Consider the following 21,336-nt stretch of genomic DNA (forward strand, 5'->3'; position numbering starts at 1 on the left):
GCGCAGAGCCTAGCGGGATCGACTGGGATCGACCGGGGTCGCGGAGGAGCCCCGGATGATCAACCGGCTGGGCAGGCGCACGGACTCCGGCGTGCCGCCGTCGATCACGGTCCTGAGCATGTCGACGGCGATCCGGCCCATGTCCGCGACACTGTGCGCGATGACGCTCACGGGCGGATCGAGCAGGGCGAGCCAGTCGATGTCGTCGAAGGAGACCAGGGCGACGTCGGTGCCGATCCGGAGGCCGAGCTTCTGGATCGCGCCGATCGCGCCGAAGGCCATCGGGCTGTCCGCGACGAGAAGCGCGGTCGGCGGTTCATTGAGTGCGAGCAGGGTGCGCACGGCGGCCGAGCCGCTCTCGGGCTGGAAGTCGCCGAAGACGATGAGCGCTGGGTCGAGGCTGAGGCCCCGGTCGCCGGCGGCCCGGACGAAGCTCGCGTAGCGTTCACGGCCGGTCGAGGTGGACTGCGGCCCGGCAATGTAGCCGATCCGGGTGTGCCCGAGCGCGGCGAGATGATCGACCGCCTCCCGGATCCCGGTGTCGCTGTCCGTCGTGACGCTCGGCAGGTCGATGCCCTCGATGGTGCGGTCGATGAAGACGGCCGGGATCTCCCGTCCGACGACCGAGCGGATGCTGCCGCTCCCGTCACCGAGCGGCGCGACGATGATGCCGTCGACGCGCCGGGCGATCAGGTTGTCGAGGTACCGGTCCTGCTGGTCCTTCCGCTCGTTCGCGTTGCCGAGCAGCGTCACGAAGCCGTGCACGAGGGCAGCCTGCTCGACCGTGTGGGCGAGGTCCGCGAAGAACGGGTTCCGGACATCCGGCACCAGCAGGCCGATCGCGTGCGTGCGGGTGGACCGGAGCGCCCTGGCCTGGGCGTTCGGCCGATAGTCGAGCTCCGCGACGGCCGCCTGCACCCGGGAGCGGGCGTCCGCCGAGGTGGCAGGGTTTCCGGAGAGCACCCGGGACGTCGTCGCGACGGAGACGCCGGCGAGCGCGGCAACGTCCTTGATGGTGATCGTGACCATCACTGCACCCCCTGCCCTGCCGGGACTGCGTCAAGTGGAAACGTTTCCAAGCTGATGCCCAGACTATTGCGGAGGCGCAGAGGTGTCAAAATGCGGGAGGGGGTTGTCATTCCGCCCTCCACCGACTCGAGGAGACCCCATGGCCCAGATCGTTCAGTACAGCGAATTCGGCGGACCCGAGGTGCTCGAGCTGGTCGAGGTGGCCGAGCCCCGGGCATCCGCCGGCGAAGTCGTGGTCGCGGTCCGGGCGGCGGGCGTGAACCCGATCGACTGGAAGATCCGCAGGGCCATCCGCCCGACGGGCCCGATCACGACGCCGAGGCGGCCGGGCTCCGACGCCGCCGGGCGGATCGTCGAGGTCGGCGCCGGCGTGACCGGCTGGTCGGTCGGGGACGCCGTGATCGTGCTCGGCGCCGCTGGCGCCTATGCCAGCCACCTGACAGCGACCCCAGCGCAGCTCACTCGCAAGCCGGACGGACTCGGCTGGGCGGAGACCGCGGCCCTCGGAGTGCCGGCCGGTACGGCCTACCAGGCGCTCCGCTCCCTCGGACTGGGATCGGCGGACACCCTGCTCATCCACGGCGGTTCTGGCAGCGTCGGACAGGCCGCGATCCAGTTCGCCCTGCTCGACGGCGCGACCGTGATCGCGACGGCGAGCGAGCCGAACCAGGCCCGGCTGGCCGAACTCGGCGCGATCCCGGTTGTGTACGGGCCCGGTCTCGTCGATCGCATCCGTTCGGTGGCTCCCCGGGGCGTCGATGTCGTCCTGGATGCCGCGGGCACCGACGAGGCCCTCGAGGCTTCCTTCGCGCTCGTCGCCGACCGCAGCAGGATCGGCACGATCGTGGTCGGCCGGAAGGCGGCGGAGCTCGGCATCCAGGCCTGGTCAGGCGGCAGCCCGGTTCCGCTCACCCCGGAGCAGGTCGAGCTCAGGGCGGCGGGCCTGCGACTTGCAACCGAGCTGGCGGCCGCCGGCCGGTTCGATGTCGAGATCGCGGCGGTCTTCCCGCTCGCCGAGGCGGCCGCAGCCCAGGAGCTCAGCGAGCACGGGCATCCGCGCGGCAAGATCGTCCTGCTGCCCTGACCCGCCCGGACGGTCAGCGACGCCCGACGAAGTCGTCCATGGTGTTGTAGACGCCGAAGACGCGGCCGGCCACGAGATCCCAGACCGGCAGCGGCAGGATGCCCCGCAACACTTTCGACAGACCGACCGTCCACGGCATGGTCACCTGCGGAGTCCCGGCGAGCATGGCCCGCCAGACCCGGTCGACGACGTATTCCGGTGTGAGTATGGGAGTCAGGAGCGGCCCGCGCGCGCCGTCGAACATGCCGGTCGAGATATAGCTCGGCGACACCGTGGTGACCTTGACCCGGCTGAAACCCTGCTGCACGAGCTCGAGCCGCAGGGAATCGCTCCAGCCGATCAGGGCGGCCTTCGAGGCCGCGTACACGCTCATCCTCGGGTTGGAGAGCAGGCCGGCCGCCGAGGCGATGTTCACGATCCGCGATTCCCGGCCGTTGGTGCTCATCATCCCCGGCAGGAACTCGCGGGCGATGTACATCGGGGCGAGGGCGTTGATCTGCATGGTGGGGCGAGTGTCGTCGCCGTTGTCGTGTTCCCAGAAGAAGGCGCCGCGCACGATCCCGGCGTTGTTGATCACGATGTCCGGATTTCCGATTTCCGTGCGCACGCGTTGGGCTGTCTGCGCGATCGCACCCAGGTCTCCGATGTCGACGACGTACGGAAACACCGCGGTCGAGCCGGTGGCCCCCTCGGAGAGGCGAGCGGCCGTCCTGGTGAGAGCGGCGGCGTCCCGATCCCACAGGATCACCGCCCGCGCCCCCTCTGCGACGGCCCGCTCGGCGTAGAGGCGGCCCATGCCGCTGGCAGCGCCGGTGATCAGCACGCGGGCTCCGGAAACGGTTCGAGTCATGCCTCCATCATTCATCATCGCCGCCGGTCCGGGAGCCGCCATCCTGGGGAGCGCCCCGGAAGCCCAGTGCATACCCAGCCCCGGCTGGCATCGTGGACGCAACCGATCGACGACTCACAAGACGACTGACCAGGAGCACACCATGGGATTCCTCGACCGCCTCTTCGGCCGCGACGAACAGGGCAGCACGGCACAGGCCCGCACCGCGCCCACCACGCGTGGCGCCGTCCCGCAGCGCACCGACGACGAGATCGCCGTCGAGCGCTACCAGTACCTGTTGCGCACGGCGCCGCCGGAGACCATCGAGCAAGTGCACACCGAGGCCTTCGCCAAGCTCACCGACCAGCAGCGCGACCTGCTCTTCCAGCGCCTCACCGAGAACGCCACGCCGAGCGAACGCCCGGCCGACGCCGCGCCAGCGACGCTCGCGAAGGCCGCCACCCGTGCAGAGCTCCGCGAGCCCGGCACCCTCGAACGCACCCTCGGCCGCCAGGGCCAGGGCGGCCTGGGGTTCGGCGGCATGGTCGGCAGCACCATCCTCGGCACGGTCGCCGGTTACGTGATCGGGTCCGCGCTCGTGAGCGCGTTCCTGCCGGACCCGGGGGCGACGGATGCCGCAGCGAGCGATTCAGGGACCGATTCCGGCGGGGACTCCGCGAGCGACACGAGCACGGATGCCGGAGCGGACACGGGGTCCGACACCGGCGGTGACTTCGGCGGGGGCGACTTCGGCGGCGGGGACTTCGGCGGCGGCTTCGACTTCTGAGCCGTCCGCCCCGGAACGGCCGTGCCCAGCACGACCGCGCCGGGCACGGCCGGGCGATAGCCTGACAGGAGCGTCCCGGTCGGAACGCCGAGAGGACAGGCCAGTGAGCACCCGCACTCCCGGCACTCTCGTGCTCCTGCGGCACGGCGAGAGCACGGCGAATGCCTCCGGCCTGTTCACCGGGATCCTCGACGCGCCGCTGTCCGATCTGGGGGCGGCAGAGGCCCGGTCCGCCGCCAGGCTGGTAGCCTCGGCGGGCCTCCACCCCGACGCCGTGTTCACCTCAGCCCTGCAGCGGGCCCGGCGAACGGCCGACATCCTGGTCGAGGAGCTGCGACAACACCCAGCGGCCCCGCAGGCCGACTGGCGGCTCAACGAGCGCAACTACGGAGCCCTGACCGGTCGCTCGAAGGCCGACGTGCGGGCGGAATTCGGCGAGGCCCAGTTCCTGGCCTGGCGCAGGTCGGTCAACACCGCTCCGCCCCCCTCGACGACGAGGCTTTCGCGGCCGCGCGCGAATCGCCCCTGTTCCGCGGGCTCCCTGCCGAAGCGCTCACCCGCACCGAGGCGCTCAGCCACGTCATGGCGAGGGTCGGCCGGTTCCACGCCGAACAGGTGGTTCCGCGCCTCCGCCTCGGCCAGACCGTGCTCGTCGTCGCCCACGGGAACTCGCTCCGGGCCTACTGCGCGCTGCTGGACGGCCTCGACGACCACGCGATCCACCGGCTCAATCTTCCGACCGGGCATCCGCTCGTCTATCGCTTCACGGCCGCCGACCTGGCGCAGGAACCCACGGGCGCGCTCCCGCGGCAGCCGCTCTCGGCGGGCGGCCACTACCTCGATTCCGCCGCCGCACTGCCCGCCGCGGCCCGGCTCACCGCCGACGGCGGCACCTAGTCCCCTCGAGTTGCGGATGCCACAAGTCAGGGCCGGGAGTGCTGCGGAACCGTGAGCAGGCGACAGGTGGTCGCGACGGCCTTCTCGAGGTTGGCCGCGCCGGCGGCGAGCGCCTCCGCCAGGGTGCAGACGCCCAGGACGATCGGAACGAGAGCGGCGAACCCGTGCCCGTACAGCGCCTCGGCACCCTCCCCGACCCGGCCGGCGAAGGCGATCACGGGCACGCCGTGCCTGGCCGCGGTTTCCGCGACGCCGAGCGGGGTCTTCCCGCCGAGGGTCTGGGCGTCGATGCTGCCCTCCCCCGTGAACACGATGTCGGCGCCCGCCATCGACTCGGAGAGGTGGGCGGCCTCCATCACGAGGTCAACGCCGCGCTGCATCGTGCTGTCGAAGAAGGCGAGGAAGGCCGCTCCGAGCCCGCCGGCGGCGCCGGCGCCGGCGACCGTGGCGACCTCGCGGCCCGTCATCGACGTGACGACGGACGCGAAGACGCCGAGGGCAGCGTCGAGCTCGGCCACGGTCGACTCATCCGCACCCTTCTGGGGTCCGAACACCCGGCTGGCCCCGCTCGGGCCGAGCAACGGGTTGGTCACGTCGCACGCGATCCGGAAAGACGTGCCCGCGAGTCGCGGATCGAACCCGGACAGGTCGATCCGGGCGAGGCGGGCAAGGGCTGCGCCTCCGCGGGGCAGCTCAGCGCCGCCGACGTCGAGCAGCCGCGCGCCGAGCGCCTGAAGCATGCCCGCCCCGCCGTCGTTGGTGACCGATCCGCCGAGCCCGACGATGAACCGGCGTGCCCCCCGGTCGAGCGCGTCGGCGATCAGCCAGCCGACCCCGAAGGTGCTCGCGATCCGGGGGTCACGGTCGGCGACCGCGACGAGGTGGACACCGGCGGCCGCGGCGATCTCGATGACCGCCAGGCCCTCGGCGGCCACGAACCCATAGGTCGCCGGAACCGTTCGTCCGAGCGCATCCTGCACCTCGGCCGTGACGAGGGTGCCGCCGAGCGCGGTCACGAGGGCGTCTGCCGTTCCCTCCCCGCCGTCGGCCATCGGAGCGGCGATGCACACGGCATCCGGGAACACCGAACGGATGCCGCGTTCCATCGCGGCCGCGGCCTCCGCCGCGGTCATCGATTCCTTGAAGGAGTCGGGTGCCAGAACGAACTTCATGCGGTGATCCTCTGCCGGGCGCAACCGATGGGGTGAGAAAAAGGGGCCGGGGAGATTTCCCCGGCCCCTTCAGTGTGGCCGTTTCGGCGGACCACGTCGATCTCAAGAGCCGTGGCTCAGAATGACACCCCGCAGACCAGGGCCGCATTCGCGTACGGCGTGGCCTCGCCCGTGCGGATGAAGAGCTTGGCAGACGCGGAGAGCGCCTTGAGATCCTCGTGGCTGATGTACTCGATCCCGTCGAAACGCTCGGCCAGCCAGGCACCCGCCGGGGCGCCCTTCGCTTCCTCGGCGGCGATGCAGTGCTGGAACACCATGTCGCTTGTGAGGGCATCGAGGACCTGCTCGAACCGCGGAATGCCGTGGACGAGAGCGAGGTCGACCACCGGCACCCCCGCCGGAATCGGCATGCCGCAATCGGCCACCAGGACCAGGTCGGTGTGCCCGAGTCTGGCGAGGGCGCCGCAGAGGTCGGCATTCAGGATGCCGGTCCGCTTCACTTCTCCACCTCGGGGAGTTCGTCGTCCGCGCCGGGATACGACTGCTGGGTGCCGAGCGTGCGCACCGCGAACGCGCCGACCCTGACCGCGAGGCGCACGGCGTCGAGGAGACTGGAGCCGGCGGCGAGCCGTCCGCTGAGCGCCCCGACGAAGGCATCGCCGGCGCCGGAGGAGTCGACCGCTGCGACCCGGGGCGAGGGAACCGTGGTCGTGCCGAGGGAATCGGAACAGATCGCACCCTGTTCTCCCCTGGTCAGCACCACGGCGGGAACACCCCAGGCGCGGAGCCTGGCCACGAGCTCGGCGTCCCCACGGGGGATGTCCGTGCCGGGGTCGACGAGCGCGAGGACGAGTGCGGCCTCGTGCTCGTTGACGACGAGCGGGTCGGCCCGCCGGATCGTGGCGGGGTCGACGGCGATCACGGGAGCGAGGTTGAGCACGACCCGGCCGGTGGCCAGGCGGGCGGCCGCCTCGATGCCGGCGGCGGGGATCTCGCCCTGCAGCACGACGACGGCGGCCCGCGCGATGAGGTCGGCGGCGTCACCGACGACATCCGCCCCCACGGCGGCGTTCGCCCCGGGGACGACGACGATGGTGTTCTCCCCGTCGTCGGCCACGGTGACGAAGGCGAGGCCGGTCGGGCCGTCGATGGCGGACACGGCGGACAGGTCGACGCCGGCCCGCTCGAGGAGAGCCATCGTGAGCCCGGCGACGGAATCGCTCCCGGTGGCGCCGACGAGGCTGACGTGCGCGCCCAGCCGGGCCGCTGCGACGGCCTGGTTGGCGCCCTTGCCGCCCGGCAGGAATTCCATCGACCGCGCGATCAGGGTTTCCCCTGGCGCGGGATGGCGCTCGACGACCATGAGCTGGTCGACGTTGATCGAGCCGACGACGACGATCGGGCCGCCGTCAGCGGTGGGGGTGAAGGAGCTCACTTGGTGAAGTCGCCCACGTTCGTCTTCGTGACGGTGACGACCTCGACGGGGACGGTCGCGTCGACCTTTTCGCCGGCGAGGGTCTTGACGGCCAGTTCGATGGCGAGCTTGCCGAGTTCGGCGGGCTGCTGGGCGATCGTGGCGGCGAGGGTGCCCGCTGTGATCGCGGCGAGTCCGTCGGTGGTTCCGTCGAAGCCGACGACCTTGACGTCCGTCCCGGCGCGGGATCCGAGCGCCTGAACGGCTCCGAGGGCCATCTCATCGTTCTCGGCGAAGACACCGGTCACCTCGGGGTGGGCCTGGAGCAGGTTCGTCGTCACGTCGAGTGCGGTGGTCGCGGTCGAAGTTGGCGGTCTGCTTGGCCACGACGGTGATGTTCGGGTAGGCCTTCATGCCCTCTTCGAAGCCGGCGCCACGGTCGCGGCTCGCGCTGGTTCCGGAGACACCCTGCAGGTCGATGACGCTGCCCTTCTCGCCCATCGCGGTCGCGAGCTCGACCGCGGCCTGCTTGCCGCCGGCGACGTTGTCGCTCGCGACGAGGGAGGCGACGGTTGCGCCGTTGACGGTGCGGTCGACCGCGATCACCGGGATGTTCGCGGTGTTGAGCGCCTTGACGGCCGAGCCGGCGGCATCCGAGTCGACGGGGTTGACGATGACGAGCTTGGCCCCGCTCGATGCGGCCGTGGCGAGCTGGTTGGCCTGGGTCGCCGAGTCGTTCTGGGCATCCACGATGTTGAGCTGCAGACCGGCGGCGGTCGCGGCGGCCTGGGCGCCGTCGCGCAGCTCGACGAAGAACGGGTTGTTCAGGGTGGAGACGGCCAGCACGATCTTGGTGCCGGACGCCGAGTCCCCGCCGCCCCGGCCGCACGCGGTCGTGCCGACGAGGATGAGGGCGGCTGCGGTGGTGACGGCGGCGATTCTGCGGAAAGAGGACGACTTCATTGTGTGTTCCTTTGGTTTGAGTGATGGAGGGAAAGGGAGAAAGTGCGGGTATGGAGGAATAGTGCTCAGCTGTTGCGCGTCTTGCGGCGCAGCACGTCGACGCCGACGGCGAGGGCGATCACGAGGCCGATGACGACCTGCTGCCAGAACGAGGTGACGTTCAGCAGGTTGAGGCCGTTGCGGATCACGACGAGCACGAGCGCGCCGACGAAGGTGCCCGAGATCTTGCCGAGGCCGCCAGAGAGCGAAGCCCCGCCGATGACGACGGCCGCGATGGCGTCGAGCTCGTAGCCCGCAGCCGCCTGGGGCTGCGCGGAGTCGAGCCGGCCGGCGAGGAGGAGCCCGGCGAGCGCCGCGAACAGGCCGGCGAGGGCGAAGACGGTGACGAGGATGCGCTTGACCGGCAGCCCGGACAGGCGCGCCGCCTCGGCGTTGCCGCCGACCGCGTACATCGACCGCCCGATCACGGTGCGGTTGAGCACGAAGGAGGCGACGACGGCTGAGAGCAGGAGCACGACGATCGGCATCGGGACGGGTCCGAGGTTTCCGCCGAGGAAGGAAACCTCGGGCGCTGTCTTGATCGGGCGGCCGTCGGAGATGACGAGGGTGAGGCCGCGGGCGACGCTCAGCATCGCGAGGGTCGCGATGAACGAGGGCAGCTTGCCGTAGGCGTTCGCGAGGCCGTTGACCATCCCGGCGAGGAGCCCGGTGACGAGCCCGCCGATCAGGGTCAGCCAGCCGGGAAGCCCGGCGGCGACGAAGAGCCAGCTGGACACCATGGCCGCGAGGGCGGCGACCGCTCCGACCGACAGGTCGATGCCGCCCGCGACGATGACGAAGGTCATCCCGAAGGCGAGCACGGCGACGGTGGAGACCTGGATGCCGATGTTCAGCAGGTTCTGCCCGGTCAGGAAGTCCGGGGTGGCGATGAAGAGGGCGAGGCACAACACGACGAGGCCGACGAGCGCTCCGTTGTTGGCAAGGAATTTCTTGTAGTCGACGCGGCGGCGCGCCGGGGCCAGGGTAGTCGTGGACATCGGTGTCATTCCTTCTCGTGGGTCGGTGCGTTGTCGGGGGTGACGGCGGCGAGGTCGCCGTCGGTCGTTGTGGTGATCGGTTCGTTGATCGGTTCGTCGGATTCGATGTCGTCGACGATGGCGTCGATCTCGGTGCTGCCCGCTTCCCGGGCGGCGAGGGTCATCACGGCGTCCTGGGTGGCGTCCGCGGCGCTCAGCTCGCCGGCGATCCGGCCGTCCCGCATCACCAGGATGCGGTCGCTCATGCCGAGGACCTCGGGGAGTTCGCTCGAGACCATGACGATCGCGCCACCGGCATCCGTGATCGCGTTCATCAGTTCGTAGATCTCGACCTTGGCGCCGACGTCGACGCCGCGGGTGGGCTCGTCGAGCAGCAGCACGGTCGAGGCGGCGATGATCCAGCGGCCGAAGACGGCCTTCTGCTGGTTGCCGCCCGACAGTGCGCCGACGGGCTGGTCGATGGTGTGCATCCGGATGCGGAGCTTCTCGGCGACGGCCTGGGCCCTGCGGCGCTGGCCGGTGAAGTCCGCGAGCCCGAGGCGTGCGGTCGACGCGAGCGTCGCGTAGCCGAGGTTGTCGTTGACGGATGCCCCGAGCACGAGCCCCTGTCCCTTGCGGTCCTCGGGCACGTGGCCGATGCCCGCGGCGATCGCGGCCGGGATGTTGCCCTTCGGCAGGCGGTGCCCGCGCACCACAACGGCGCCGGAGTCGTAGTGGTCGACGCCCGCGATCGCCCGGATCAGTTCGGTGCGACCGGCGCCGACGAGTCCGGCGATCCCGAGCACTTCACCGGCGTGCACGGTGAAGCTCACGTCGCTGAACGAGCCGCTCGCGCTGAGGTTCTCGACCGCGAGGATCTCGGCCGGTTCGGCGAGCACGGAGGCGCGGCGGGGGAACTGGTCCTCGATGTTCCGGCCGACCATGAGCCGCACCAGCTCCGCTTCCGGTGTCGAGGCCGGCACCTCGGCGACGAATTCGCCGTCGCGCAGCACCGTGACCGTGTCGCCGACCTCGGCGATCTCGTCGAGGTGGTGGCTGATGAAGAGCATCGCGACGCCGCGGCGCCGGAGGTCGGCCATCACGGCGAAGAGCGCCTGGGTCTCGTGCCGGGTGAGTGCGGCTGTCGGCTCGTCGAGGATGAGGATGCGCGCGTTGATGCTGAGCGCCTTGGCGATCTCGACGAGCTGCTGCTTGGCGATGCCGAGCTCGCCGACCGGGGTGTCCACGTCGACGTCGAGACCGATCAGGGCGAGGGCGGCACGCGCCCGGTTGCGGAGGGCGCGCCGGTCGACCATGCCGTGCCTGGTCGGCATCCGCCCGAGCATCACGTTCTCGGCGACACTCATGGTCGGCACGAGGTTGAGTTCCTGGTGGATGGTGGCGATACCGAGGTCCTCCGCCGCGCGGGTCGTCGGGAGCGTCACGACGGCGCCGTCGACCACGATGTCGCCGGAATCGGGCTGGTATACCCCGGCCATCATCTTGATCAGCGTGGATTTCCCGGCGCCGTTCTCGCCGAGGAGCACCTGTACGTGGCCGGCGTAGACGCTCACGGTGACGTCCTTGATGACGGTCACCTGGCCGAAGGTCTTGCCCACGTTCTGCAGGGTGACCAGGGGTTGTGGATTCATTTCAGTGCGTCCTTACGCTGTTATGACTGGCTGTGGGTGCTGGGGGCGCCGCGGGCGGCGTGGGCGGGCGGGGCGGTGTTCCCGGTGTTCCGGCCGGTGCCGACGACGCCCGGACGATCAGTTCGCTCGGCAGCACGACCGAGGCAGGGGTGCCGCCATCGATGACCTGCAGCAGCAGGTCCACCGCGGTGCGGCCCATGTCGGCGACGCTGTGCGAGATGACGCTCAGTGCGGGGTTGAGCAGCGCGAACCACTCGACGTCGTCGAAGGCGACCATGGCGAGGTCGACGCCGAGAAGCACCCCGCGGTCGTGCAGGCTGGCGATGGCGCCGACGGCCATCAGGCTGTCGGCAACGAGCAGGGCGGTCGGCGGCTCGCGGAGGCCCAGCAGGGCGTGCACGCCGGCCGAGCCGCTGGCCGCCTGGTAGTCGCCGAAGTAGACGAGTGAGGGGTCGGCGCTCAGCCCGTTCTCGGTGACGCACCGGGTGAAGGCGGCGAACCGGTCTCGCCCGGTCGAGCTGGCCTGCGGCCCCGAGATATAGCCGATCCGGGCGTGGCCGGCCGCAGCGAGGTGTTCAACGGCCTGGCGGATGCCGGTGGTTCCATCCGTCGTCACGCTCGGCAGGTCCATGCCCGCGATCGTGCGGTCGACGAAGACGGTGGGGATCTCACGGGCGATGAGGGAGCGGATGCTGTCGCTCCCCTCCCCGACGGGGGCGAGGATGATGCCGTCGACCCTCCGCGAGATCAGGGTGTCGAGGTACCGGTCCTGCTGGTCGGCGCGTTCGTTGGCGTTGCCGAGCAGGGTCACGTAGCCGTGCAGGTTGGCCGCCTGTTCGACGGTGTGGGCGAGGTCGGCGAAGAAGGGGTTCCGCACGTCGGAAACCAGGAGGCCCAGGGCGTTCGTCCTGGCTCCGCGCAGCGCGCGGGCCTGGGCGTTGGGCCGGAAGTCGAGTTCCGCCGCGGCCGAGGCGACGCGGGCCCTCGAGGTCGGCGAGGTGGCCGGGTTGCCGGAGAGCACCCGGGAGGCGGTGGCGACGGAGACGCCGGCGAGCGCTGCGACCTCGCGGATCGTGATCGCGTTCATCATGCTCACCTCATTGTGTGATTGGGCCCTGCGTCGTGGAAACGATTCCATGGAATCGTTTCCATACTAGGTGGCTCCCCTCCCGGCTGTCAACACCCCTGCCGCACAACCCCGTTCGCCAGCCCCGTTCCCTTCCGAACGCTGCGATACTCAGGGGAGACCGCCGGCACTCGTCCGGGGGGACGAGTCCCACGCGCACGAGCGTCGGAGGCCCAGCCACCACGTGTCGTGTCACAGGAGCGGACCCCATGTCCCGCACGCCGCTGAAGCCCGCCGATCTCACGCATCCGTCGCCCCCGCTCACCGGCTGGCACTCAGAGAACCACTGGCCGGCACCCGAGACCGTCGTGGTCGCCGACGACCGGATGACCGCGGACGCGGCATACCGCCTCGCCAAGTCGGGCACCGGGATGCTGTGGGCCGGCGATTTCCAGAACGCCCGGCAGCTGCTCGGCGCACTCGCCCGCCGCATCGACCACATCGACACCGCGCGCCGCCGCACGCATCCGCCGCGCCGCGGCCCGGCGGCCCTCTTCGAACGGACCAGGGCCGACGCCCACGAGCGCGCCCGGCTGCTCGGCCTCGTGCTCATTCCGCTCGACGCCGACTACACGATCGCCCTGCGGCGCGCGCCCGATGCCCGAGCCGCCTGCCTCGAGACCTACGGCCCGGCCGGCCGTGCCGCGACGGTCACGTCACTGCGCGAGTTGCTCGGCGTGATGGGCGCCCACGAGTGGCGGGTGAGGGGCGTCGTCGTCCCGGCGCTCGGCGGCAGCATCCACGCGCACTACGGCGTCTTCTCGCCCGTTCGCGGAGAATACCTCGACCTCGTGCTCGCCGCGCCGCTCCCCGCGACGGCCTCGACCGGGAGCACGAGCGCGGCAACGGATGCCTCCCGCACCGCCTTCGACATCGGCACCGGCACCGGCGTGATCGCCGCGATCCTCGCCGGCCGTGGCTTCGATCGCGTGATCGGCACGGACACGTCCCCGCGGCGCTGGCCTGTGCGCGCGAGAACGTTGCGAGGCTCGGCCTCACGACGTCGGTCACGATCGAGGACACCGACCTGTTCCCGTCCGGACTCGCCGACCTGATCGTCTGCAACCCGCCGTGGATCCCCGGAGCCGCCGTCACCGCAACCGACCACGCCGTCTACGATCCGGACGGGCAGATGCTGCAGGGCTTCCTCTCCGGCCTCTCCGGGCATCTCGCACCCGGAGGCGAGGGCTGGCTCGTGCTCTCCGACATCGCCGAGCACCTCGGGCTGCGTTCCAGGGACGCCCTGCTCGACCAGTTCGACGACGCCGGTCTCGAGGTCGTCGCACGCCTCGACACGAAGCCCGTGCACCGGAAGGCCGCCGACGCCGACGACCCGCTGCACGCGGCGAGGGCCGCAGAGGTGACCTCGCTCTGGCGACTGCGCGCGGCATCCGCCCCTGAGCGCTCCTGACAAAAAACACAAGGCGGGCAGAGAATCCTCTGCCCGCCTTGTGCGGTGAAACGTGATGCGTATTACCGGGTGACGACCGTTACTTAGCGGCGACCGTCAGGAGCGGGCTTCCGACCTGGACGTGGCCGGAGGCAGCCTGCTCGACGGGCCCGAACTTCCGGGCGTTCGTCACGAGCACCGGGGTGACGAGCGAGTAGCCCGCGTCCTCGATGATCGTGCGGTCGAAGACCACCAGCGGGGTGCCGGCTTCGACGCGGTCGCCGGCGGCGACCTTGACGTCGAAGCCCTTGCCGGCCAGGTTCACGGTGTCGATACCCACGTGGATGAGCAGTTCGACGCCGCTGTCGAGCAGCAGCCCGAAGGCGTGACCGGTCGGCTGGGCGACGAGGACCTTGCCGGCAGCGGGGGCGTAGACGGTGTCCTCTGTCGGGTCGATCCCGACGCCGGGGCCGACGATTCCCTTGCTGAACACGGGGTCAGGGACCTCGGCGAGCGGAACGACGATACCGGCGACCGGCGAACCGATCGTGGCGAGCAGGGTGGCGACGGCGGTGACCGTTCCGGTGCTGGTCGCAGTGGCGACGCCTGCGCCTGCAGTACCGGCGGCAACCGGTGCTGCGACGGATGCGACGTGTGCGGACTTCTTGCTCGCTTCGGCTTCGTCGGCCGCAACCTGGGCGGCAACTTCCGCCTTCTGTTCCGGCGTCTGGTAGCCGGAGAGGATCACGAGGATCATCGCGGTGAAGAAGGCTGCAGCGATGGCGATCGTGTACAGCGGGATGTTGTCGAACGCGGGGATGGTCAGCAGCGAGGTGAAGACGAATGCGCTGGTCTTGACGCCGCCGCCGAGTCCGATGATGACGCCACCGACGAGGCAACCGATGAGCATGCGCGGGTAGATGCGCTTGAACCGCAGGTGGATTCCGTAGAGAGAGGGTTCGGAAATACCGCCGAGGAGACCGGCAGCGAGAGCGCCCGTCGCGGTCTGCTTCATCAAGCGGTCCTTCTCGCGAATGGCGAGGAAGAGCACACCGGCAGTGGCGCCGAAGCACGCGAAGTTCCAGGCGCCCATCGGGCCCTGGATGAAGTCAAACCCGAGGGACTGGATGTTGAGCAGCATGATCGCGTTCAGCGGCCAGTGCAGGCCGAGCGGAACCATGAACGGGTAGGCCAGCGGGATGACGACCGCGAAGATGAACGGCGAGAAATCGTTGATCGACTTGAGGAAGTTACCGAGTCCGGCTCCGCCGTACACACCGATCGGGCCGATCAGGAAGGCGGTCAGCGGGATCATGATGAGCATGCTGATGAACGGCACGAAGATCAGCTGGACGCTGGACGGAATGATCTTCTTCAGGAGCACGGTCAGGGCGGCGAGCACTCCGGCCATCAGCAGCGGCGGGAACACCTGCGAGCTGTAGTCGAACACCGTCAGCGGCAGTCCGAAGATCTGCACGACGGATGCGTGGCCGCCGAAGACGGACTCCGCACCATCGGTCTTCCCCAGGGCGGTGAAGCCCGGGAGCATGACGACGGCCATGATGCCGAAGCCGACCCACGGGTCGGCGCCCATCCGCTTGGAGGCGTTGTATGCAACCATCAGCGGCAGGAAGACGAAGACGCCCTGCCACATCAGGTTCACGAACTGCCACGACGGATCAAGGGTGACGCCGGGCGCGTTCCAGGCCGGAATGACACCGAGGGTCGCCATCAAGGCCATGAAGGTGATGAACAGCGACGCGCCCAGCAGCGCACCGAGGATGGGACGGAACGAGTCGGACAGGACCTCGAAGAACGTGTCGAGGGCGGCGAACTTTCCGCGCGGTCCCTTTGCCTTCCCCGCAGCCTTCATATCGGCGACGGAGTCGCCCTCGCTGGATCCGCCGGAGCTGATCCGCTTCATTTCGGGGAGGGCCATAATTTCGTTGTACACGGTCTCAACCGCGCCACCGATGACGACCTGGTAGCGGTCGCCCGTCTGGGGGACGGCGCCGAGGACGGCGGGAATCGCCTCGACGGCCGACTGGTCGATACCGGATGCATCCTTGAGCTGGAAGCGGAGCCGGGTGGCGCAATGGGTGAGACCCACGACGTTTCCGGCACCTCCGATACTTTGAATAATCTCTGCAGCAGGTTTCGACGCCACCTTGGACTCCTTTGGGTGTGGATTAAGAACGTGTGTCTCCGGTGGCACGACTCAGGGCGACCGTGTGGGCCGGCTGAGAAAGTCGTGTGGGTTTTCACACATCATTAGCAACGTACACGATCTTTGTGCACATCTCAGCACCGGTTTTGACCGACGCGGCGAGCGCAGGGAACATGAATCGTTTCAGGATGGACCGAGGGAGATCGCGAGCGCCCGTGGGCGGTACCGGACTGCACTGCGCGGCTTATTCACGCGCGAAACCGGCCGAAAACGGCGATTCACTGCGGCAGCCCGCATGAAAACGCCGTCTGTCCCCGGATACGCTGGGGGCTCGCGCAGAGAAGCGCGTACACACCGCCGCGACCGCGGCACTCACGAGGACGGGAGGTTCCCATGTCGAATTACAGTGCAGAAGCATTGGTCGGTGAGCCCGAGGTTCTCGAGGACACGCGGGACCTCGGCACCGCAGTCGGCACAGACGTCGCCACCACCCCGGCGTGGCTGCGACTGAAGGCCGCTGCCACGGCGATGCAGGCCATCCAGGCCAAGGACGGTTCGGTCCCCGAGCCCGCCGACCGGGCGGATGCCGCCGGCCACGTCGCCGTGGTTCGCTCGGCCATCGAGGAACTCGCCCCGTACTTCGCGCACGACGCCGGCTACCTCGCGGCGCTCGGCCGCGACTTCGCCCGCTGGGCGGCCGAAGACTTCGGCGTGCCCGACTTCTTCGACTCCCTGATGGAGTTCCAGCCGCAGCTGCACCGGACCGATGGCATCCGTCACCTCGTCGTCTTCCCGATGTACACCCAGAACGGCAGCACGAACCGTCTGGTCGAGGCGGTCCTGGTCGAGGTGATCTGGCCGGAGTTCGTCGCCGAACTCGAGCAGGAGTATACGAACAAGCTGTTCGTGCCGATCCGGTTCCTCGATTTCACACCCGGTTACGACACCAATTCGGCCGTGCTCTTCCCTGAGACGGTCGCGATGCGCGAGATCCCGACCTTCACCTGGGGTGCGATCTTCGCCGACCGGGAGGCCGCGCGCTTCCGCAGGGTCGTCGGTGCGGCATCCGCCATCACCCGCCTCGAGCTGCCCACCGAGGCCGCGGCGCTTCTCGACGACCAGCACCTCACCGAGGAAACCTTCGTGATGTGGGACCTCATCCACGACCGCACCCACATGCGCGGAGACCTCCCGTTCGACCCGTTCATGATCAAGCAGCGGATGCCGTTCTTCCTCTACTCCCTCGAGGAACTGCGCTGCGACCTCACCGCCTTCCGCGAGTCGGTCACGATCGCGCGCGACGACAACGCGAGCCCGGAGGCCCGCAGGCATGCGAGCCTCGTGCAGTACGCGGTGATCTTCGACCGGATCTTCCGCTTCGCGATCAGCGGCAGCCGGGTGCGCAACTACGACGGCCTCGGCGGCCAGTTGTTGTTCGCGTGGATGCACCAGCACCACGTGCTGCACTGGACGGACACTGCACTCAGCCTCGACTGGGACGCCGTCCCCGACGTCGTGATCGCACTCGGCGCCCGGATCGACGAACTCTACTGGGCCTCGATCGACCGGCCGAAGAAGGCGCACTGGCTCGCCGCGTACGCGATGATCGCCGAGACGCTCACGCCGAACCCGGCCTCGGCCTGGGCGCGCGGGCTCCCGCTCGACGTGCTCGCCGGACCTCCGAAGGGGTACACCGACCTCGTGCTCGACGACGAATTCCCGCTCTCGATGTTCTTCGAGGCGCTCGACAAGAAGATGAAGGCCGTCATCGAGTCGACGGCCGGCATCACCGGGCGCGACTAGGCGGGGCGGCCGACGATGACCGAAGCAGCGGATGCCGCCCGCAGGTTCGTCGCCGGCCGCACCGTGCTCGTCGCCGGTGCGACGAGTGCCGCCGGGCTGGCCGTTTCCGCGGCGCTCGCGGCTGCGGGCGCCCGCGTGATCGTCGTCGGGTCGAACCGGCAACGCCTCGACGCACTCGTCGGGAGCGTGCCCGGCTCGTTCCCCTATGCCTGCGATCTCGCCGACTTCACCGCCGTCACCGACCTCGCCGAACGCGTCCATGCAGACCACGGCATGATCGACGGGCTCATTCACCTCGTCGGCGGCTGGCGCGGCGGCGGCGGCCTCGCCGGCCAGTCGGACGAGGATTGGGCATTCCTGCACCGGAATATCGTGACCACGCTCCGCAACACGAGCCGCGCCTTCAACGCCGACCTGCTCGCGTCGCCGACCGGTCGCCTCGGCATCGTCTCGTCGGTCTCGGTGGAAGCGCCGGCCCCCGGCGGTGCGAACTACGCCGCGGCGAAGTCGGCGGCGGAAACGTGGACCCGCGCCGTCGGCCACGGCTTCGCGAAGGCGGCCCCACCGAGCGGCCAGACCGCCGCGACCGCCGTCTTCGTGGTCCGCGCCCTTGACGGCCTCGAACCCGAGCTCGCCGAACGGGTCGTGTCCCTCTGGGACGTGCCGGCGGCATCCGTCAACAACACGCGCATCCCCCTCGGCTGACCGCGCCACCCGACAGGTGTTGCCGCTGCGGACGGCTGCGGCCGGTGTCACGGCCACTATTGTCCGAACCGGCGACAGGTAGAGGAGAGGCGCGCTAGCGTGGGCAAGCATACGGAGGAGGGGCATGCTCTCGATCGAGCACGTCAGTAAGCGGTTCGGCACCCGGCAGGTGCTGACCGACGTGAGCTTCGACATCGCCGACGGCCGACTGACCGGCTTCGTCGGCGCGAACGGCGCAGGCAAGACGACCGCGATGCGGATCATCCTCGGCGTGCTGTCGTCCGACTCCGGCGACGTCCGGCAGGGCGGGGTTCCGCTGACCGCGGATGACCGCCGCCGCTTCGGTTACATGCCCGAGGAACGCGGGCTGTACCCCAAGATGAAGATCGGCGAGCAGCTCGTCTATCTGGCCCGCCTGCACGGGCTGCCCCCGGCATCCGCCCGGCGCAACGCCGCAGAGCTGCTCGAGCGCCTGGGCCTCGGCGAGCGCAGCGGCGACCTTGTCGAATCGCTCTCCCTCGGCAACCAGCAGCGTGCGCAGATCGCGGCGGCCCTCGTGCACGACCCCGAGTTCCTCGTCCTCGACGAACCGTTCTCCGGACTCGACCCGCTCGCGGTCGAGGTCGTGATGGGCGTGCTCGGCAGTTATGCCGCTCGCGGTGTCCCCGTGCTGTTCTCCTCGCACCAGCTCGACATCGTCGAACGCCTCTGCGACGACCTCGTCATCATCGCCGGCGGCGAGATCCGCGCGAACGGCCCCCGCGAGGAACTTCGCGAGCGGCACAGCAGCCCGCGCTTCGAGATCCGCACGGGTGACGACGCCGGCTGGGTCCGCACGGTGCCCGGCGTCGACGTCCTCGAGGTGAGCGGCGGTTTCGCTGTCTTCGAGGCCCAGACGGATGCCGCGAGCCAGGCCGTCCTCCGCCTCGCCCTCGAGCGCGGCCCGGTCCTCGCTTTCAGCCGGCAACGCCCGAGCCTGGCCTCCATCTTCAAGGAGGTCGTGCAGTGAGCACTCCATCGGGAACGGCCGACCGGTATCCGGTGCCGACGCTTCGGCAGAGCGTCTGGCTCGTGGCGACCCGGGAGATCGTGGCCCGGCTCCGCAGCAAGGCCTTCCTGATCTCCACGGGCATCCTTCTGCTCGTCTCGATCGGGTCCGTCGTGGCCGGCGGCATCGCGAGCCAGAACCAGACCCTGCCCAAGGTCGCGGTGGTCGGGTCCGCCGCCGCGCAGGTCGTGCGCCAGGCCGGCACGCTGGCCGCCGTCGAGGCCGACGATGTCGCCGCCGCCGAGGCCCTCGTGCGGGCGGGCACGGTGACCGCCGCGATCGTGCCGGCGGAATCGCAGGCCGGCTATCCGCTGCCCCTGCGGGTGATCGCCCTCTCCGCGACCCCGCTCGAGGTCATCGGCGTCCTCAGCCTCCGCCCGGAGGTGACCCTTCTGGAACCATCGAAACAGGGCGAGGGCCTCGTCTACCTCGTCGCGATCGGTTTCGGGCTCGTCTTCTTCATGTCGGCGATCACCTTCGGCTCCACGATCGCGCAGAGCGTCGTCGAGGAGAAGCAGACCCGCGTCGTCGAGATCCTGATGACGACCATCCCGGTGCGGGCGCTCCTCGCCGGCAAGGTCGTCGGCAACAGCATCATGGCCTTCGGGCAGATCGTCGCGATCGGCCTGCTCGTCTCTATCGGCATGGCGGTGACCGGCCAGCACGCCCTGCTCGGCGACATCGGCCCGTCGCTCGTCTGGTTCGCGGTGTTCTTCGCGTTCGGGTTCGTGATGCTCGCCTCGCTGTTCGCGGCGACGGCGTCGATGGTGTCCCGGCAGGAGGACGTCGGCTCGGCGACCTCGCCGGTGCTCGTCCTCGTGATGATTCCCTATTTCCTGGTGATCCTGTTCAACGACAACCCCACCGTGCTCGCGATCATGTCCTATATTCCGTTCTCGGCACCCGTCGGAATGCCCATGCGGATCTTCCTCGGCACCGCCGCCTGGTGGGAGCCGCTGCTCTCGCTCGCGATCCTGCTCGCCTCGACCGCCCTCGTGATCCTGATCGGCTCCCGCATCTACGCGAATTCTCTCCTCCGGATGGGGGCACGGGTCACCTTCCGCGAGGCGCTCCGGGGCTGAGCGGATGCGCGGGCGCCGGTCCGCGAGCACATCTCACAGTGGCGGCGGAGCCGGATGCGCAAGGATGGAGGGGTGACTCAACTCCATGACCTTTCCTCGCGCGGTTTCGCCTCGGACAACTACTCCGGGGTGCACCCCGAGATCCTCGAGGCGATCGGCAGGGCCAACGGCGCCCACCAGATCTCCTATGGCGAAGACGTGTACACCGAGCGCCTCCAGGAGGTGTTCGCGCGGCACTTCGGCGAGGGCACAGAGGCCTTCCCCGTCTTCAACGGAACCGGCGCGAACGTGGTCGGCCTGCAGTCGATGCTGCCGCGCTGGGCCGCCGTCATCTGCGCCTCGACCGCGCACATCAACTCGGATGAGGGCGGCGCCCCCGAGAAGGTCGCCGGCATCAAGCTCCTCACCATCGACACCCCCGACGGCAAGCTCACCCCCGCGCTGATCGACCAGCAGGCCTGGGGATGGGGCGACGAGCACCGCGCCCAGCCGCTCGTCGTCTCGATCACCCAGACCACCGAGCTCGGCACCGCGTACAGCATCGAGGAGGTGCGGGCCATCGCCGACCACGCGCACGCGAACGGCATGACCCTGCACATGGACGGCGCCCGCCTCTCCAATGCGGCCGCGGCGCTCGGCGTCCCGTTCCGCGCGTTCACGCGCGACGCCGGCGTCGACGTGCTGAGCTTCGGCGGCACCAAGAACGGGATGATGTACGGCGAGTGCATCGTCGTGCTCAACCCCGAGGCATCCGCCGGCCTGGTCTACCTGCGCAAGCTCAACATGCAGCTCGCCTCGAAGATGCGGTTCATCTCGGCACAGCTGATCGCGCTGCTCGACGGCGACCTCTGGCTCCGGAACGCCGGCCACGCGAACGCCATGGCCACGAAACTGCGAACCGCCCTCGACGACGGCATCGCGGACGGCTCGATCACAGGCGTCTCCTTCAGCCAGCCCACCCAGTCCAATGCCGTGTTCGCGGTGCTGCCGCCCGGCGTCGCCGACAGCCTGCGGGAGGCGTTCCGTTTCTACGACTGGAACCCGGCGACCGGCGAGGTGCGCTGGATGTGCGGCTTCGACACGGAGGAGGCCGACATCGACGCCTTCGTCGCCGCCCTCAAGGTCGAACTCGGGTCGGCTCGCGCGCTCGCGAGCGACCGGGACACCGTGCA

The 21,336-nt window shown here is 69.8% G+C and carries 21 protein-coding genes and 2 pseudogenes; 11 read left to right on the forward strand and 12 right to left on the reverse strand.

Annotated elements, in window-relative coordinates; all coding sequences use genetic code 11:
* Positions 1-9: 9 nt before the first annotated feature.
* On the reverse strand, positions 10-1,029 hold the full coding sequence (locus RGU41_RS15745; RefSeq protein WP_134446184.1) for a LacI family DNA-binding transcriptional regulator: 1,020 nt from the start codon (positions 1,027-1,029) through the stop codon (positions 10-12).
* Between the two features lie 139 nt (positions 1,030-1,168).
* Between RGU41_RS15745 and RGU41_RS15750 the strand changes: the two genes are divergently transcribed.
* Complete coding sequence (locus RGU41_RS15750; protein WP_322136811.1) at positions 1,169-2,113, forward strand: NADP-dependent oxidoreductase; 945 nt, start codon at positions 1,169-1,171, stop codon at positions 2,111-2,113.
* A gap of 13 nt (positions 2,114-2,126) precedes the next feature.
* On the opposite strand, the gene RGU41_RS15755 is transcribed toward RGU41_RS15750, so the two are convergent.
* On the reverse strand, positions 2,127-2,963 hold the full coding sequence (locus tag RGU41_RS15755) for an SDR family NAD(P)-dependent oxidoreductase (RefSeq protein ID WP_134446182.1): 837 nt from the start codon (positions 2,961-2,963) through the stop codon (positions 2,127-2,129).
* Here RGU41_RS15755 and RGU41_RS15760 point away from each other — a divergent pair.
* The gene (locus tag RGU41_RS15760) at positions 2,962-3,729 is read left to right on the forward strand and encodes a hypothetical protein (RefSeq protein WP_322136812.1); all 768 of its coding nucleotides are present in this window, start codon (positions 2,962-2,964) and stop codon (positions 3,727-3,729) included. The two genes, RGU41_RS15755 and RGU41_RS15760, sit on opposite strands and share 2 nt — an antisense overlap.
* Positions 3,638-4,165, forward strand: a pseudogene (locus RGU41_RS15765) (2,3-bisphosphoglycerate-dependent phosphoglycerate mutase); the annotation flags it as partial. The gene RGU41_RS15760 and the pseudogene RGU41_RS15765, both read left to right, overlap by 92 nt.
* Here RGU41_RS15765 and RGU41_RS15770 read toward each other — a convergent pair.
* On the reverse strand, positions 4,114-4,308 hold the full coding sequence (locus tag RGU41_RS15770) for a hypothetical protein (RefSeq protein ID WP_322136813.1): 195 nt from the start codon (positions 4,306-4,308) through the stop codon (positions 4,114-4,116). The pseudogene RGU41_RS15765 and the gene RGU41_RS15770 overlap by 52 nt on opposite strands.
* A 3-nt stretch (positions 4,309-4,311) precedes the next feature.
* On the opposite strand from RGU41_RS15770, the gene RGU41_RS15775 reads away from it, so the two are divergent.
* Positions 4,312-4,626 (forward strand): hypothetical protein, encoded by a 315-nt coding sequence (locus tag RGU41_RS15775; protein ID WP_322136814.1) that lies wholly within the window; start codon positions 4,312-4,314, stop codon positions 4,624-4,626.
* A gap of 26 nt (positions 4,627-4,652) precedes the next feature.
* Here the strand turns inward: RGU41_RS15775 and RGU41_RS15780 are convergent, their stop codons facing one another.
* From RGU41_RS15780 to RGU41_RS15815, 8 genes are all read right to left on the reverse strand, one after another.
* Positions 4,653-5,798, reverse strand: coding sequence for a glycerate kinase (locus RGU41_RS15780; protein WP_322136815.1), 1,146 nt, complete (start codon positions 5,796-5,798; stop codon positions 4,653-4,655).
* 116 nt (positions 5,799-5,914) lie between these two features.
* The gene (rbsD, locus tag RGU41_RS15785) at positions 5,915-6,298 is read right to left on the reverse strand and encodes a D-ribose pyranase (protein ID WP_134446179.1); all 384 of its coding nucleotides are present in this window, start codon (positions 6,296-6,298) and stop codon (positions 5,915-5,917) included.
* Complete coding sequence (locus RGU41_RS15790; protein WP_322136816.1) at positions 6,295-7,233, reverse strand: ribokinase; 939 nt, start codon at positions 7,231-7,233, stop codon at positions 6,295-6,297. Before RGU41_RS15790 ends, rbsD begins: the two co-directional genes overlap by 4 nt.
* The gene (locus RGU41_RS15795; RefSeq protein WP_322136817.1) at positions 7,230-7,553 is read right to left on the reverse strand and encodes a substrate-binding domain-containing protein; all 324 of its coding nucleotides are present in this window, start codon (positions 7,551-7,553) and stop codon (positions 7,230-7,232) included. The genes RGU41_RS15790 and RGU41_RS15795 overlap by 4 nt, the downstream gene beginning before the upstream one ends.
* Positions 7,492-8,175 carry a substrate-binding domain-containing protein gene (locus RGU41_RS15800; protein WP_322136818.1) on the reverse strand — a complete coding sequence of 228 codons (684 nt, stop codon included), beginning with the start codon at positions 8,173-8,175 and terminating at the stop codon, positions 7,492-7,494. The genes RGU41_RS15795 and RGU41_RS15800 overlap by 62 nt, the downstream gene beginning before the upstream one ends.
* A gap of 65 nt (positions 8,176-8,240) precedes the next feature.
* Complete coding sequence (locus tag RGU41_RS15805) at positions 8,241-9,212, reverse strand: ABC transporter permease (RefSeq protein ID WP_322136819.1); 972 nt, start codon at positions 9,210-9,212, stop codon at positions 8,241-8,243.
* A gap of 5 nt (positions 9,213-9,217) precedes the next feature.
* The gene (locus RGU41_RS15810) at positions 9,218-10,843 is read right to left on the reverse strand and encodes a sugar ABC transporter ATP-binding protein (protein WP_322136820.1); all 1,626 of its coding nucleotides are present in this window, start codon (positions 10,841-10,843) and stop codon (positions 9,218-9,220) included.
* A gap of 1 nt (position 10,844) precedes the next feature.
* A complete protein-coding gene (locus tag RGU41_RS15815) occupies positions 10,845-11,933 on the reverse strand; it encodes a LacI family DNA-binding transcriptional regulator (RefSeq protein ID WP_322136821.1) in 1,089 nt (362 codons plus the stop codon).
* A 245-nt stretch (positions 11,934-12,178) separates the two neighbouring features.
* On the opposite strand from RGU41_RS15815, the gene RGU41_RS15820 reads away from it, so the two are divergent.
* Both RGU41_RS15820 and RGU41_RS15825 read left to right on the forward strand, forming a co-directional pair.
* Positions 12,179-13,024 (forward strand): hypothetical protein, encoded by an 846-nt coding sequence (locus RGU41_RS15820; RefSeq protein WP_322136822.1) that lies wholly within the window; start codon positions 12,179-12,181, stop codon positions 13,022-13,024.
* 77 nt (positions 13,025-13,101) lie between these two features.
* Positions 13,102-13,380 carry a hypothetical protein gene (locus tag RGU41_RS15825; protein WP_322136823.1) on the forward strand — a complete coding sequence of 93 codons (279 nt, stop codon included), beginning with the start codon at positions 13,102-13,104 and terminating at the stop codon, positions 13,378-13,380.
* 79 nt (positions 13,381-13,459) lie between these two features.
* Here RGU41_RS15825 and RGU41_RS15830 read toward each other — a convergent pair whose 3' ends face one another.
* The gene (locus RGU41_RS15830; RefSeq protein WP_322136824.1) at positions 13,460-15,574 is read right to left on the reverse strand and encodes a glucose PTS transporter subunit IIA; all 2,115 of its coding nucleotides are present in this window, start codon (positions 15,572-15,574) and stop codon (positions 13,460-13,462) included.
* Between the two features lie 345 nt (positions 15,575-15,919).
* Here RGU41_RS15830 and RGU41_RS15835 point away from each other — a divergent pair, with 345 nt between their 5' ends.
* The 5 genes and pseudogenes from RGU41_RS15835 to RGU41_RS15855 all read left to right on the forward strand — a co-directional run.
* Positions 15,920-17,329: a DUF6421 family protein gene (locus RGU41_RS15835; RefSeq protein WP_322136825.1), complete on the forward strand. Its 1,410-nt coding sequence runs from the start codon at positions 15,920-15,922 to the stop codon at positions 17,327-17,329.
* Positions 17,330-17,344: 15 nt separating this feature from the next.
* Positions 17,345-18,034, forward strand: a complete 690-nt coding sequence (locus tag RGU41_RS15840) for an SDR family NAD(P)-dependent oxidoreductase (RefSeq protein ID WP_134446170.1) — start codon at positions 17,345-17,347, stop codon at positions 18,032-18,034.
* Between the two features lie 124 nt (positions 18,035-18,158).
* Positions 18,159-19,043, forward strand: a complete 885-nt coding sequence (locus RGU41_RS15845; protein WP_134561936.1) for an ABC transporter ATP-binding protein — start codon at positions 18,159-18,161, stop codon at positions 19,041-19,043.
* Positions 19,040-20,164 (forward strand): ABC transporter permease, encoded by a 1,125-nt coding sequence (locus RGU41_RS15850; protein ID WP_241987433.1) that lies wholly within the window; start codon positions 19,040-19,042, stop codon positions 20,162-20,164. The genes RGU41_RS15845 and RGU41_RS15850 overlap by 4 nt, the downstream gene beginning before the upstream one ends.
* 54 nt (positions 20,165-20,218) lie before the next feature.
* A pseudogene (locus RGU41_RS15855) lies at positions 20,219-21,286 on the forward strand (threonine aldolase family protein); the annotation flags it as partial.
* Between the last annotated feature and the right edge of the window lie 50 nt (positions 21,287-21,336).

The organism is Cryobacterium sp. 10C3, assembly GCF_034314285.1.
GTDB lineage: Bacteria > Actinomycetota > Actinomycetes > Actinomycetales > Microbacteriaceae > Cryobacterium > Cryobacterium glucosi.

Coding starts and splice junctions, on each gene's coding strand:
- RGU41_RS15775 (WP_322136814.1), top strand. CDS start 4,312: ATGGCGAGGGTCGGCCGGTTCCACGCCGAACAGGTGGTTCCGCGCCTC.
- RGU41_RS15805 (WP_322136819.1), bottom strand. CDS start 9,212: ATGTCCACGACTACCCTGGCCCCGGCGCGCCGCCGCGTCGACTACAAG.
- RGU41_RS15755 (WP_134446182.1), bottom strand. CDS start 2,963: ATGACTCGAACCGTTTCCGGAGCCCGCGTGCTGATCACCGGCGCTGCC.
- RGU41_RS15745 (WP_134446184.1), bottom strand. CDS start 1,029: ATGGTCACGATCACCATCAAGGACGTTGCCGCGCTCGCCGGCGTCTCC.
- RGU41_RS15820 (WP_322136822.1), top strand. CDS start 12,179: ATGTCCCGCACGCCGCTGAAGCCCGCCGATCTCACGCATCCGTCGCCC.
- RGU41_RS15835 (WP_322136825.1), top strand. CDS start 15,920: ATGTCGAATTACAGTGCAGAAGCATTGGTCGGTGAGCCCGAGGTTCTC.
- RGU41_RS15825 (WP_322136823.1), top strand. CDS start 13,102: ATGCTGCAGGGCTTCCTCTCCGGCCTCTCCGGGCATCTCGCACCCGGA.
- RGU41_RS15810 (WP_322136820.1), bottom strand. CDS start 10,843: ATGAATCCACAACCCCTGGTCACCCTGCAGAACGTGGGCAAGACCTTC.
- RGU41_RS15815 (WP_322136821.1), bottom strand. CDS start 11,933: ATGATGAACGCGATCACGATCCGCGAGGTCGCAGCGCTCGCCGGCGTC.
- RGU41_RS15800 (WP_322136818.1), bottom strand. CDS start 8,175: ATGAAGTCGTCCTCTTTCCGCAGAATCGCCGCCGTCACCACCGCAGCC.
- RGU41_RS15750 (WP_322136811.1), top strand. CDS start 1,169: ATGGCCCAGATCGTTCAGTACAGCGAATTCGGCGGACCCGAGGTGCTC.
- RGU41_RS15760 (WP_322136812.1), top strand. CDS start 2,962: ATGCCTCCATCATTCATCATCGCCGCCGGTCCGGGAGCCGCCATCCTG.
- RGU41_RS15845 (WP_134561936.1), top strand. CDS start 18,159: ATGCTCTCGATCGAGCACGTCAGTAAGCGGTTCGGCACCCGGCAGGTG.
- RGU41_RS15840 (WP_134446170.1), top strand. CDS start 17,345: ATGACCGAAGCAGCGGATGCCGCCCGCAGGTTCGTCGCCGGCCGCACC.
- RGU41_RS15780 (WP_322136815.1), bottom strand. CDS start 5,798: ATGAAGTTCGTTCTGGCACCCGACTCCTTCAAGGAATCGATGACCGCG.